This is a genomic window from Pedobacter aquatilis, assembly GCF_032678405.1.
Taxonomy (GTDB): Bacteria; Bacteroidota; Bacteroidia; order Sphingobacteriales; family Sphingobacteriaceae; genus Pedobacter; species Pedobacter aquatilis_A.
The window spans coordinates 87,864-101,313 of the sequence record NZ_JAVTSJ010000007.1; the positions used below are offsets into that span (position 1 = coordinate 87,864).

Genomic DNA, 13,450 nt, shown 5'->3' on the forward strand with positions numbered 1-13,450 from the left:
TTCTTTAAATTGCCCACTTGGTTCTGATTAAACTCGTACGGCCTTTGCCTGAGGGTATTACGTATTTTCTACCTATTCCGCTAATGTTTAAAAGATTAAAGGAAATATCACATTCATCATAAATTATTCTCTTTTTCATGTGTATGCCTACGTCAAATTGTATTCGATATCTTCCTTCAGCTAATGTGTTCGCAGGTATACAAAATTTTTTAATGAATTTTTGGGCTTGATGTTCTTTAACTTCTACATCATTTTCATCATCATCGTGTAGTACATAAGCAAGCTCATAATCAAATTCCGACCAAAGCGTGAAACCCAATACCAATCCGAATATGGGTTTTAAAATCTCTCCCTGAATTTCAATATAAACATCGCTGTTAGTGTGTAGATTGTTAATCTGGTCTAATGAGTAAACAATACACTTATTGATTTCAATTGCATCATCACCCGCTTTTCCAACCCATTCTTCAGTAATTGAAATGTTTTCATTCTTTGATATGTAGTTGCCGATTATTTCACGGGTTTCTCCGATATTTTCTATTAAACCATTTTTAAGATAAATACAATTATCACATAAAGCGCTGATAGATGACATATTATGACTGACAAACAGCACCGTTCTTCCTTCCCCTTTACTTACATCATTCATTTTACCTAAACATTTTTTCTGAAATTCTGCATCACCAACAGCAAGCACTTCGTCGATAATTAAAATTTCTGACTCTAAATGTGCAGCAACGCCAAAAGCTAATCGAACGTACATACCAGAACTGTATCTCTTAACGGGAGTATCTATATACCTTTCTACACCAGCAAAATCTACTATTTCGTCAAGTTTTCGTTGAATTTCTTTTTTTCGCATGCCTAAAATAGCACCATTTAGGAAAATATTTTCCCTTCCTGATAACTCGGGATGAAAGCCTGTTCCAACTTCTAGTAAGCTTGCAATTCTCCCTTTACCAGATATTTTACCGGTTGTAGGGGCGGTAACTTTACTTAAAATTTTAAGCAATGTACTTTTACCTGCGCCATTTTGGCCAATGATACCAACAGCATCTCCTTGATTAATTTCAAAATTAATATCTTTTAGGCTCCATACAACATCACTGCTACCCTTCAAAGTTCTATCGTTTGTTTCTCCAATTGTTAAAAAAGGATCTTCTTTCCCACGGATTCTGGCATACCAGCGTTCCAAATCACTACTGATCGTTCCGGTTCCAATTTGTCCGAGCTGATAAGCTTTGGAAAGGTTTTCTACTTTGATAGCAATGTTTTTTGACATTGTTGTTTAGTGTTTAGAGAGTAGGGGTTGTTAATTCAACGAAGTATTTGCGATTTCCTCAGCGCACTTAATTTTGTTGTAATGGCTTCTATCTTAATTCGCTGCAAAAGGTATTCTGACTCTGAAATATAATCCAGATCCATTGCGGCAATAATATGATTTAACGTTTCGAGGGTTGTTGTATAAGCCATGTTGGTATAATGTGCTTTGTCTTTTGCTGTTATTTTACCAGAGCCCTCGGCAAGGCAAGCTCCAATGCTGCTTACAGATCTTTTTATTTGACTAGTCAATCCAAAGGTTTCTTCCTTCGGAAATTTTGAAGCCAATTGATAAATGTCTTTTCTAAATGCTCTTGAAAGTTGCCAAACATCAAGTTTTTCGAATGAATAAATATGCATGATCTTTATTTAGTTACTAAATGAATTAAATAAAGGATGATTTGTGTTATTTTTTTTAACCTCTCAACCCTAACCCCTAAACATCAAACAGTGTCCACAAAATTCCGCTCCACTTTATTAAAAATCACAATTCCGAAAAGGAGCAATGCGAAGGTTATAGCCGAAGCATAGCCAAAGCTAACCAAACTAAAACTCCCTTCGCCCAGGAAGCCATATCTAAACGTTTCTATGATAGGGGTCATCGGATTATATTCAATTACCCATGAATAAGCTGGGTATTTTTTAATAGCTTCTGAGAGGGGATAGATAACAGTTGTTGCATACATCAGGAGCTGTACTCCGAAACTCACCAAAAAAGCCAGGTCACGGTATTTGGTTGTCATCGCAGAAATAATCATTCCTGCACCTAAACCTAATAAAGCCATTAATAATACAATTATGGGAAATAAACCAATGGCCCAGCTGATGTGCAATGGGGTGCCTGTTATGTAATAATAAGCCATTAAAATTAAGAACAATAACATCTGAACACCGAATCGCACTAAATTACTTACCACGATGCTTAAAGGCATAATTAACCGGGGAAAATACACCTTACCAAATATACCGGCATTGTCCCGGAAGACGTTCGAGGTTTTAATTAAGCAATCAGCAAAGTAATTCCAGGCGGTAATGCCAGCCATGTAAAACAATGGTTTTGGAAGACCATCGGTCGAAATTCCTGCCAGGTTACCGAATATAAAGGTGAAAATAATTGTCGTAAACAAAGGCTGTATGAAAAACCATAGCGGACCAAGGATTGTCTGTTTATAAAAAGAAACAAAATCACGCCTTACCAATAACCATAATAAATCACGGTATGCCCAAACTTCGTTTAACTTGAGGTCGAATAGTGAACTTTTTGCTTCAATCGTCCAGGAATGTTCGTGTTCGTTCATGAATGTGTTAAAAGTTGATGAAGTTTGTGCTGATAATGACTAAAGCTAAAATGTGCCAGTGTTTTTTCCTGTTGTAGTAAAGGGCTGGCTGGTAACTCCAGTGCTTCCAGAATCGCTGATTGGAGTTGCGCTGAATCGTTAGGATCAATCAAAGTGCCAAGCGCACCATTTAACAGTGCCGCACTGCTGCCATCCTGGTTACCGGCAATCACCTTACAGCCACATGCCGAAGCCTCAATAAAACTGATGCCAAAACCTTCAGCTTTACTCGGCATAACATAAATATCTGCCAGCAAATAGTGCCCGGTAATTTCTTCATCGGCAATGAAGCCAGTTAAGGTTACCCGTTTCTGTAATCCATATTGCACAATGAGTTGCTTTATCCGTTCCGCTTCAATCGTATCAGCCTTTCCGCCAATGATGTAATGAACATTCTCAGGTAGGTTCTTCATCGCCGCCAGCACCTGGTCATAGCCTTTGTATTGTTCTTGCGAGGAGAGCCTGGTGAGTGTGAACAATATTTTTTTATCACGGCTTATAGCATATCTTTCCATTAATTCGAAAGGTTTCTCAAAAGTAACAGGAGGCTCAAAGAAGGGATCCAGGCAATTGTTCAGGATATTAATTTGCTGTGCTTCGATATGATGTTTTTGCTGGATACAATCAGCGGTATATTTACTTACAGCAAGAATTTCAACTTTTCGCTGCAAAAATTTCCTTTTCCAGTTACGCAGTGGTTTCCAGATTTCAATCCCGTGGGCAAAAAGAATCACTCGGGTTTTTGGTTTTAATGCCTTGATTAGCCAGGCGAAAATCAGCAGGTTGACATGGCTGAGCATAACAATATCTGATTTCAAGCCTTCCCGAATGCTGTTTAAACCAAAAGTGATACGCTTTCCGCTAAAACCCGAAAAATTTACGGCATCAGCATATCGGCTATCCGTTTCAGTATCGTATACACTCAAACAATGATGAGCCGCAATTGAACCCGCTTCATTTAAGTTGCCCAATGCTTTTGTTACTGAACGGCACACTTTTTCAATGCCACCGGTTAACCCGAAAGTATATAAGCTTAGAAACAGAACTTTTTTGTTATTCATTCAATTATATCGGATCACGACAAACTTTTACCTAGGCTACCTTGATTGGAATTCAAGCTGCCCTCCGGCTTGGAGTCAAAGTTGTCATCCTGAGCGGAGTCGAAGGACATTCCATAATTTATATGAGTTGTGCTATTTTTACAGGAAGCAAGTTCCTTCAGCTTCTCCCAGTTATTTGCAATAATGGCCTCTTTCTTTTTTCTGCTCCAGCCTTTTATTTGTTTTTCGAAAGCGATAGCTTGATTTATATCCATGAAGTCATCACAGAAAACTAAAGAAAGCGGTCTTTTATTAAAGGTATAGCAGGTTTTGTTTTCACCATTAATGTGCTCCTTGAATCTTCTCTCAATATCATTTGTTACACCAGTATAGTATGAATCATCACTACACTTTAATATATAAACATGATAATACTTCATTTATATCTTCCCTTCGACTACGCTCAGGGTGACAAATCTATTTAGCTACGCCCGAGGGTACCAAATTGTTCATCTTAATTTTAATGAAACAAAGGTCTTTTTGGAGCTTTATATAGTGTTGATAACTGGTTTTTTCTATTGCAATGCTGAATTCTGCATTTTGAAAAACTTTCTAAATCGTCAACCAGCTGTCATCCTGAGCGGAGTCAATGTAGCCATCCTGAGTTGATTCAAAGTTGTCATCCTGAGCGGAGTCGAAGGACTGTCTTATCATTCGCTTAGGATAACCTTTTTTATTATAAAAGTTAAACACTGCTCACTGCCAACTGAAAACTGCCCACCATTTACTTAACCTGATACAGCGCCATCACTTTGCTCCAATGCAGCTTACCTTTTCTGAAATCATCAGTCAAGGCCCTGATCTTTTTATTCTCGTGCCTTGATAAGGCATCTAAAAATGCCTGATTGGTTGTCAACCACTTCTGAAAAGGGAAGGTAAAGCCCATTTTCGGACGATTCCATATCTTTTCAGGTAACACATTTTTGAAAGCCTCAATCAGTAAAGTTTTAGGCTTAGTATGCTTATAAACTAAATCACCCGGTATATGGTGAACAGCCTCAACCAGATCATAATCTAAAAAAGGAACACGTACTTCAACACCATGTTGCATGCTCATCGCGTCGGTATCCTTTAAAAGCTGGTTTTGCATATAAAGATTGTATTCCATCCAGCCCGCGCTTTGTTCAGCAGTTAATCCCGGCTGAATTGTTCCGATCTTTGCAGATTTCAACACCTGATCAACCTCATCAACCGAACAGCTTAATATGGCCGCTATTTCCTCCGGATTAAAAATCCCCCTTAAAAACAAATACTTGCCGCAGGTATTCCGGTAGCTTAAATAGTACGCCCGTTTTAATGCCGGTTGATTAAAACGCAAGCCCTGTTTTAGAATAAAGCGTGGTAAACGACTTGCGATCTCCACCCATTTCATTCTTTTAAATGAAGGATAACCTCCAAACAATTCATCTGCCCCTATACCGGATAATACGGCTTTCATACCATTTTGTTTAGCGAAATAGGAGATAAACCACGAATTGATGCCATCTGTTGACGGCTGGTCGATTGCGGCCAGTGCAGCCGGAAATGAGGCGTCAAATACCGCTTTACTGATCTTATATTCCTGATGGGTGCTTTTAATTTGTCTGCTGATTAAATCCTGATAAACTTGCTCTGAATAACCTGCTTCGTCAAAATTAATTGAAAGCGTGTGTAAGCCAGATTGATTTTTGAGGACCTGACCGGCCAGTATGCTAATAATGCTGCTGTCGATACCACCACTTAAAAAAGCGCCGATAGGGGCATCAGAATAGAGGTGTCGCCTCACCGAGTTTTTTAACTGTTGTCTTACTACTTGCATAGCTTCTGCATAATCCTTCATCTGACCATGTTCAGATAAACATTTGTACTGATGGATTTCAAAGGTATGACTGGCATGCGACCAGGTTAAATAACTACCCTTAGCCAGCATCTGGATTTCCTGATAGGTGCTATAGGGTTCGGGAATATGTCCGAAAGCCAGAAAGTAAATTTTCCAGTCCTTGTTATTGGTGTATGAATAGCTTGTTTGACTGAATGCCCTGACTTCGGAGGCAAAAACTAATTTCTGTTTTACCGTACTAAAATATAATGGTTTAATGCCTGCTGCATCGCGAACAAGGTAGCTTAGGTTTTGCACAGTATCATACAAAGAAAATGCAAACATGCCTTTCAGCATGCCAAAACTTTCTACACCCCATTCAGCATAAGCTGCGAGGATAACTTCCGTATCGCTATTGCTCTTAAAATCATGGTTAAGGTCTAGCAGGGAACCCTTCAGCTCACGATAATTATAGATTTCGCCATTGAAACTAAGCACATAACGGTCTTCTTTATAAAACATAGGCTGATGCCCGGCAGTACTCAGGTCGATTAAAGCCAATCTCCGGTGGCCAAAAGCAATGCCTTTCTCCGCCGCTACATAAAAACCCTCATCATCAGGACCGCCGTGTGCCATTACACCGCACATAGCCTTAACATTGGCCTTTAAGTCAGCTTCTGTTTTAGTATGGTCTATAATTCCTGCGATGCGACACATATTAGTTTGAAGTGGGCAGTTACCAGTGAACTAATGACCAATGACCAATGAACCAATGAACAAATAAACAGTTGTCATTAATATAATCAGGCACAGCTTCGCCCTTTCAGTCACATTTTCTTATTAAAAATGAACCGATCATGTATATTTTTAATATCTCATCATTGCGAGGTACGAAGCAATCTGTTTTGCCAGATAAGTTGTTTCGTGCCTCGCAATGACGGCTTTCGAACTAATAACCCAATACCCAGTTCAGTTGCTAGTTAACAGTTGCCAATGCTCAGTTAAACAAATAACCTATTGCCTGCTACTAATTGAATCCCAAACCTAAATCCTTTCCACAAAAGCCATTGAAGTATTGATTTCAATAGCAAAGCCCATATTTTCCAAACGTAAAATAAGGCGTTGTTTATTGTGTATAGACACCGTTTCTGCCAGCATGCCTTTAAAAGGGCCAGCCTTTATGCTCACTTTTTCGCCAGGCTTAATATCATAGTCAAATACCGCCAATTCGGCATCGGTGGCCAGTAATAATTTTAAACTTTCAATTTGTTGCTCAGGCATGGAGGCAACCTGACCTGAAAAATAGAGGAAGCGGGCGATGCCGTTTGTCATCAACACTTCCGCATGCTCTTTGGCCGAAATATACACAAAGAGATAGGATTTTATCAGAGGTTCCTCAACTATTTTCTTCCGGTCGCTCCATTGCTTCAGTACTTTTTTCAGCGGAAGATAAGCAGTAATATTTTTTCGGATTAATTCCTGATAAGCTTTTTTTTCAGCCTTCGAACGCGTATAAACCGGATACCACTTGTAAATATTATCAATCATTAATCTATAATGCTATGAGCACCTCAACAATTAACCAGCTAATCCCTAAACTCTAACCGCTCAACCCTAAACTATTAACCAACGACCCCTAAACAATTAACCAATTAACCAACTAACCAACTAACTTTACTTCTTCTTCCAGAACTCCCACCATTTCTTATCATCATCATAATAACCTGAACCTGAGTAACCTGAGTAGTCAGAATAATAGTATGTGCTGTTGCCACCACCACGGCTATAATCAGTTGTATAATAGTTGGAGTATAGTGCATCATCTCCAAAAGCATTTAAAACAATGGCAAGGTTATTTAAGCCGTATTCTCTTGATAGACGCTCTGGGATGTTGGCTGCACGCTCTTGAGAAACACCAGATCGGATAACAAAAAGGTTAACATCGGCGGTTCGAATCAGCGGAATCGCATCCGAAACTAATCCAACCGGAGCAGTATCAACCAGCACATAATCATATTGAGATTCTAGTTCTTTTAACAGGTCTTTCATTGCTGCGGTATGCAATAGTTCAGAAGGATTTGGTGGTACTGGCCCTGAAGGTATGAAATCGATAAAATGGACTTCATCACTTATAATCACATCTTGAAGCGTAGTCTGACCAGATAATACTGAGCTTAACCCTTTTTTGTTATCATAATTGAAAGCCTTATGTAGTTTCGACTTTCTTAAATCAGCAGCAACTAAGATTACTTTTTTTTCAATCAAAGCAAGGGTGCTGGCTAAATTTAAGGTTACAAATGATTTTCCCTCCCCCGAAATTTCTGAGGTAACACAGATAATTTTACTCTGTTTGTGACTGGCAAGGAAACTTAAATTGGTACGTACAGACCGAACAGATTCAGCAAATACAGACTTAGGTTTTGCAATAGATAATGCCTGTCTGCTATCCTTATCAATATAATCAGGGAATTTTCTGATAACACCAATAATCGATGTATGAGTTAAAGCTTCTACAGCTTCTTTATCGTAAATGTAAGGGTTTAAGAACCTTACTAAAAGTATTAAACCAAAACCTAGGGCTAAACCAATCATTAAGGCCGTAGTGTAAACTTTATTTTCGTTAGGGGATATTGCAAAATAGGATGGGTATGCCGGATTCACAACCGATGCACCAGCCACGGTTGCTGCAGCATTCATTTCGGCTTCCAGTTTTTTTTCAGAAAGGAAAGACCTTATTTTATTATTGACTTCAAAAGTAGTCTGAAGCTTTACCAGATTTTGTTCTTTTGGAGGAATGGTTCCTAAACTTTGATTAACCTGTGCAATTTGATTATTCACATAATTAATAGTCTCCTCATTCTGCTTTTTGATAACATAAATGTTGTTTCGTATCGAGCTCTTTATATTTGCAATCTGGCGATCCAATGCAAGTATAGGTGCAGCATCTGCATTAAATTGCGTCAGTTTTGTTTCTCTGTTTGCAATTAGAATATTGAGTTGTGCAACCAGCCCGCTTACAGCGCCACTTAATACACCTTCTAAATCGAGTCCTATCTCAACCTTGCTTCTATTCGCATTGATCTGATCTTCCAGTTGTTTGATTCCGAGTTGTCTGATGTATAGTTCATTTTTCTGTGTTTCATAACCAGACAACTTATTAACCGTCATTGAAGAGGCCGTACCCATGTCAATAATTTTATTCTGGGTTTTAAAGTTAGCAAGGTTACCACCCGATTTCTTCGCTTCCGCATCGATAAAATCGAGCTGGCCGTTAATAAAATCTACAGTTTGGCTTGCCGATCTTCTTTTTTGAATTACATCATACTTAATGTATTCTTTCATAATTGCATTAAGCATATCAGCAGCAAACACAGGATTCCCATCTGTTAAACTTAAACTCATAATGTTGGTGTAGCGGGCAGCTTCTGCAACATTTAAACCGCCAACAGCCCTTCCTATAAAATCTTCTTTTGAGTTAAATTTGAAACTGTAATTGCCATTTGAAGGGATTTTAGATTTAATAACAAACTGCATATTACCGAGATTTAAAACCTGGCCATACTTATAATCTACCGGTTTCGCATCCGGGTTATCCGAACTTTTAATGCTGAATGTTTGCTCATCTAATCCCTCAACAAAATAAATCCCCCTGCTAAAATTAACCGAGTCCTGTTTAATTATTTCAATCTGAAATGGTATGCTCGGGTATAAATCAGTAGTTCTTATTCTCCCTTTTAGATAAAAAGAAATCTGGTAATTAATGTTCGAAATGGCTTTAAGAATTACGTCATTACTTTTAATTACAAAACTTTCTGCCTGAATCTTATCTGTATAATTATAATTTTGAGATTGCATCCCAGATGCGATTACTGAAGGGCTATTGTCCTGTAATTTAAGCGAGGAGCCGGTTTGATAAATAGGCGGAGTATACCATAAGGTTACTTTTGCAATAGCAAGTGCAATGGCAGCAGAACCTGCAATCCAATACCAGCGGCTCCAGAATACACGAAATATTTTGTAAAAATCAATTTGTTGACTTACAGGCTTTGGTTGCCCTAATACATCTTTATTCTCTGTCATCTTGTTAAACTAAGTATTAATATTCCGAGGTTAACAACAATCAAAATTGGTTGAACAACATTATTAATGCTTGTTAATTTTTCTGTTAAAGCCGCACTCTTTGTACTTTGTAATATGATGAGGTCATCGTTTTGCAAAATAAGTTTCTTGCTCGCCAAACTATTTATATCATTTAAATTTACGTAAATAATTTCCGGATGGCTTCGGTCTCCACGTATAATCTTTAATGTTTTGGGATCTGCATTTTTGGTTATACCGCCTGCTTCACCAATGATATCAATAAGATTCATGTTCTCCCGATCGATATAAAAATTCCCCTGCTTACCAAATTCTCCGAGTAAAGTAACTTTTAAATTAATAATGTTAAGTTCAATAATGGGATCTTTGAGTAACTTCTCTTTGTAAAGCTCCTGTATCTTATTGGCAGCCTCACGACGGCTTAGCCCTGCAACCTGAACCTTTCCAATCGCCGGTAAATTTACCTGTCCATCCAATTCTACGGGGAAAGATAATACGTTTTGTGAATTTCCCGAGCCTGAGCTTACTATCGGGGCATTAGCCGCAATGTTTCCCGTGGCACCGAATTCAAAATTCTGAACATTGCGGATTGCCAGTTTGTCGTTCACCTTTATTTTGTAGAAGGCATCTGATATGCCCTGATCATTAACCACATAAACCTGCTTAATAGTGTCCGTAACAATGTCACTTGGTGCATTGAACAGACTTCGCTCTTTTCTCGCAGAACAAGAACAAAGTATAAGAAGAAATAATACCGGGATAATTAAAAAGGAGTGTTGCTTATTGAATTTCGCTACCATATAGACTGCCCTACACTTATAAGTTTGAAAAACAAAAATACTTTTTAAAATGATTAAATGAAGAAAAATCACCTCAAATGTACTTTCAAATCTTTTTTTAACCTTCACAAATTTAGGCTGATGATATTTTCTTCAAATCAATTCTTAATGTGTTGATAATTGTCAAATGTATTTTATTGCCGTCTTTTACAATTAGCATATTTTAATTACTTTTGGATATCCGCTATTGTTAAACCGCATCCCATAATAATTTATTTTATGGGAAAAATTGTCTTTTCGGTTATTGCATTCTTCATCTTATTGTATCCCTTTAAATCTTTGGCGGATGTTGGCTGTGCGTTAAATTATGGGAATTCTTCTAGTGAAGTAATTTATTTTACGGTAATTGGTACTGCAGGTTCAGGATCATGGGTAGATTATGGCGGTAGCCCAACCTATAACAATGTGGGGTTTCCAAATCAGTGTCCCAGATATGTTTACAGCACGGCGCTTGATGATGGCGGCAGATGTTGTGTGAATGGCAACTGTAATAATACAACCCGCACCAGGGTGAATTTTACGCCAATTCCTTGCCCCTTAGATGATTATATCCCGCTTCTCAATTTAGTTGTGGCTGTTTTGGCTTTAAAGTTTATCAGGAATGACAAACACTTTAGTTTTGCCCCACTTTCATGAACCAAATTTAAGTTAATCATACAGTGGCATAATAGCTACAGCTTGCACTGATTATGTATGTATTTTGTATAATATCAACTTACCTAATTTGATTAAATCAGCTAAAATTGAGAATGCCCCCCACTTATTAAGTTTAAGGAGAAATACACTTTTCAACTAACTGAAGAACAACTGGTTTTAATCTCTTTTAAAAAAATATAAATCCAGATAAACAAATTATGGTTGATTAATATCAATCACTATCTGCTACATGTGGATGTTATTGGCCTGAAGGCATCTATTTTTGACAATCCCTCTATGATAAATATACCGGAATAGAAAGATGTCCAGATATTTATGAAGTTTTTGTTCAATGCAGTCCTGTTTGGACTTATCTTTTTAAGTTCATTAAATATTAGTGCACAAAGCTATAGCGGTTGTGTTGTGGGAAATACTGTTTACACAGATTATTATGGCACGTCAGGATCAACCCGATACTATGATGATGATATAACCCAATATTCAGCCTGTGGCTGGTCAAGGAGTTCTACGGGCCAATTTACTTGTAGGGTATATGATGGTAGTGGATCGAAGAATAACACTTCTAATTATACTGGGCCCTATCAGGGAGGAATATTTACCTTAATTGTTTGTCCGCTGGATAAACACGCCTGCTATCTAGTATTTGCATTGGGTTTAATAGGAGGACGCCGGCTACTTAGATTTAATCAGGAAGCTATACGATTAAAGGTGTAATATTTCTATCAATTTCTTAAGCAAAACATTATTTACAATATATTGTTAATTATTGTACTAAGGCAACTGTTATTTTTGAAAATTTTAAGCAAAAGTATGCCGATGTTCTTAGCCCTTATCCATCCTCTGAATTAATTACTGCCCGCTTTTTTTTGCCTGATTTGCTTAATAAACGATTGAGCAATGAAGTTTTTAACTATACTTCCTTTATTGGTATTTTTATATCAACAAAGCATAGCGCAGGTGGGTTGTGTTGTAAACAGCAGCGAAATATTTATCACAAATACAGGAACAACGCAAAATATCAGTGTATTGTGCCCGATAGTATGCAACTACGTACCTGTATACTCAAACCCGCTATTTACAAGTTCTGCTTCATGCCCAAGGGCAATAATTGGCGCTAATACCTTTAATCAGTGTGTCGCTAACGGTCTTATAGGCTATTTGCATAATTATCAACGGCTTGATCCCCCACTTCAATGCTCTATGGATGAAAAAATATTCCTTTTGTTTGTTTTTTTAGCGCTTTTAGGAATTAAATATATCAAAAAATACACAAATTGTATGATGATGTAGCATTCGAAAACTAATAAGCCATCATTTTCGTATTTTTGTATCGGAAATCATCCCTTTCCATAATGATATGAAATTTGTCAGACTTATCTGCACGCTCTTTTTATTATTTAATGCTTCAAATATTTTCGGACAAACGTTGTACACAAATGCATGTTACATTGCCAGTGAACAGAGAGCATATGTTTTAACTGCTGGCGGTACTGTTTGTAGCTTAGGTTTTATGCATTGTTATGAATCAACTTCAGGAAATTTTATTCTACTAACTCGTACCACAAGCACACCGTGTACAAGTTGTAGTTTTGGTGGTGTTACGAGGACCGGTGTCATTGTTGATTTCAGGGTTTACCAATGTCCAATTGATGATTATGCTTTTATGCTTTTAATTCCTTTTGGCATATTTGGATTTTTTATGCTTAGGAACAGAGGGCTTAAAGTAGTTAGATAACGATCGTTACTTACAAGTACGTAATTTGTATATGCCTTAAGAGAACTTTATTAATCATTATAGCTTAATTTTCATGCTCTTCGCTGGCACGCGTGCCGCGTTTGTAAACACATACTTTTAGAAACACGCTCACTTTTAATAATTGCGTTGATATACATCAACCATCTGTTAAATTAGCTCATGAACAATTGTTTTTCGTCTTCATTTATTGTAGGCTGCTATTAGTTTACTGTCATTGCGCCAAAATCCGAAAATATAACTTGAGATATATTATTCATTTGCCGTAGATTTGATCAGTATTACTTTATTGGCAAAATGTTCTATTACCATTGCCTTCATAAATGATTACGCTCATATCATTGCCTTTCTTGCTGGATTGATCACATTAGAAAGAAGAGTCTTGGTGTTGTTGTAAGACGCAAAAAATGAGTAGTTTATTTTAATTTATTCATTTTGTTCATTTTTATTTCAAAATATTTTCCTCACTTTTGCATACCTATTTATGAAAAATTAAGCTAATTAATTTTTTAATCATCCTTTACTTTAATGATAATTGCATTTTTTGA

General features: G+C 37.3%; 11 protein-coding genes. 2 read left to right on the top strand and 9 right to left on the bottom strand.

The window, feature by feature from the left end; all coding sequences use genetic code 11:
* Positions 1-4 precede the first annotated feature (4 nt).
* The 9 genes from R2R71_RS18345 to R2R71_RS18385 form a co-directional block, all read right to left on the bottom strand.
* On the bottom strand, positions 5-1,282 hold the full coding sequence (locus tag R2R71_RS18345; protein ID WP_316832737.1) for a polysaccharide ABC transporter ATP-binding protein: 1,278 nt from the start codon (positions 1,280-1,282) through the stop codon (positions 5-7).
* A 35-nt stretch (positions 1,283-1,317) separates the two neighbouring features.
* Positions 1,318-1,680, bottom strand: a complete 363-nt coding sequence (locus tag R2R71_RS18350) for a four helix bundle protein (RefSeq protein WP_316832738.1) — start codon at positions 1,678-1,680, stop codon at positions 1,318-1,320.
* A gap of 83 nt (positions 1,681-1,763) precedes the next feature.
* The gene (locus R2R71_RS18355; protein WP_316832739.1) at positions 1,764-2,618 is read right to left on the bottom strand and encodes an ABC transporter permease; all 855 of its coding nucleotides are present in this window, start codon (positions 2,616-2,618) and stop codon (positions 1,764-1,766) included.
* A complete protein-coding gene (locus R2R71_RS18360) occupies positions 2,615-3,718 on the bottom strand; it encodes a glycosyltransferase family 4 protein (protein ID WP_316832740.1) in 1,104 nt (367 codons plus the stop codon). Before R2R71_RS18360 ends, R2R71_RS18355 begins: the two co-directional genes overlap by 4 nt.
* Positions 3,719-3,732: 14 nt before the next feature.
* Entirely contained in the window at positions 3,733-4,137 is a 405-nt protein-coding gene (locus R2R71_RS18365; RefSeq protein WP_316832741.1) for a GIY-YIG nuclease family protein, read from the bottom strand.
* Between the two features lie 344 nt (positions 4,138-4,481).
* On the bottom strand, positions 4,482-6,272 hold the full coding sequence (asnB, locus tag R2R71_RS18370) for an asparagine synthase (glutamine-hydrolyzing) (protein WP_316832742.1): 1,791 nt from the start codon (positions 6,270-6,272) through the stop codon (positions 4,482-4,484).
* 327 nt (positions 6,273-6,599) lie between these two features.
* Entirely contained in the window at positions 6,600-7,103 is a 504-nt protein-coding gene (locus R2R71_RS18375) for a UpxY family transcription antiterminator (RefSeq protein ID WP_316832743.1), read from the bottom strand.
* 126 nt (positions 7,104-7,229) lie between these two features.
* Entirely contained in the window at positions 7,230-9,635 is a 2,406-nt protein-coding gene (locus R2R71_RS18380; protein WP_316832744.1) for a polysaccharide biosynthesis tyrosine autokinase, read from the bottom strand.
* Positions 9,632-10,453 (bottom strand): polysaccharide biosynthesis/export family protein, encoded by an 822-nt coding sequence (locus tag R2R71_RS18385; RefSeq protein WP_316832745.1) that lies wholly within the window; start codon positions 10,451-10,453, stop codon positions 9,632-9,634. The genes R2R71_RS18380 and R2R71_RS18385 overlap by 4 nt, the downstream gene beginning before the upstream one ends.
* Positions 10,454-10,711: 258 nt before the next feature.
* On the opposite strand from R2R71_RS18385, the gene R2R71_RS18390 reads away from it, so the two are divergent.
* Positions 10,712-11,128 carry a hypothetical protein gene (locus R2R71_RS18390; RefSeq protein WP_316832746.1) on the top strand — a complete coding sequence of 139 codons (417 nt, stop codon included), beginning with the start codon at positions 10,712-10,714 and terminating at the stop codon, positions 11,126-11,128.
* 918 nt (positions 11,129-12,046) lie between these two features.
* A complete protein-coding gene (locus tag R2R71_RS18395) occupies positions 12,047-12,439 on the top strand; it encodes a hypothetical protein (protein WP_316832747.1) in 393 nt (130 codons plus the stop codon).
* The last annotated feature ends 1,011 nt before the right edge of the window (positions 12,440-13,450 follow it).

What these genes read in the sequence shown, in the direction of transcription:
- R2R71_RS18345 (WP_316832737.1), bottom strand. Translation starts at nt 1,282, where the DNA reads ATGTCAAAAAACATTGCTATCAAAGTAGAAAACCTTTCCAAAGCTTAT.
- R2R71_RS18350 (WP_316832738.1), bottom strand. Translation starts at nt 1,680, where the DNA reads ATGCATATTTATTCATTCGAAAAACTTGATGTTTGGCAACTTTCAAGA.
- R2R71_RS18355 (WP_316832739.1), bottom strand. Translation starts at nt 2,618, where the DNA reads ATGAACGAACACGAACATTCCTGGACGATTGAAGCAAAAAGTTCACTA.
- R2R71_RS18360 (WP_316832740.1), bottom strand. Translation starts at nt 3,718, where the DNA reads ATGAATAACAAAAAAGTTCTGTTTCTAAGCTTATATACTTTCGGGTTA.
- R2R71_RS18365 (WP_316832741.1), bottom strand. Translation starts at nt 4,137, where the DNA reads ATGAAGTATTATCATGTTTATATATTAAAGTGTAGTGATGATTCATAC.
- asnB (WP_316832742.1), bottom strand. Translation starts at nt 6,272, where the DNA reads ATGTGTCGCATCGCAGGAATTATAGACCATACTAAAACAGAAGCTGAC.
- R2R71_RS18375 (WP_316832743.1), bottom strand. Translation starts at nt 7,103, where the DNA reads ATGATTGATAATATTTACAAGTGGTATCCGGTTTATACGCGTTCGAAG.
- R2R71_RS18380 (WP_316832744.1), bottom strand. Translation starts at nt 9,635, where the DNA reads ATGACAGAGAATAAAGATGTATTAGGGCAACCAAAGCCTGTAAGTCAA.
- R2R71_RS18385 (WP_316832745.1), bottom strand. Translation starts at nt 10,453, where the DNA reads ATGGTAGCGAAATTCAATAAGCAACACTCCTTTTTAATTATCCCGGTA.
- R2R71_RS18390 (WP_316832746.1), top strand. Translation starts at nt 10,712, where the DNA reads ATGGGAAAAATTGTCTTTTCGGTTATTGCATTCTTCATCTTATTGTAT.
- R2R71_RS18395 (WP_316832747.1), top strand. Translation starts at nt 12,047, where the DNA reads ATGAAGTTTTTAACTATACTTCCTTTATTGGTATTTTTATATCAACAA.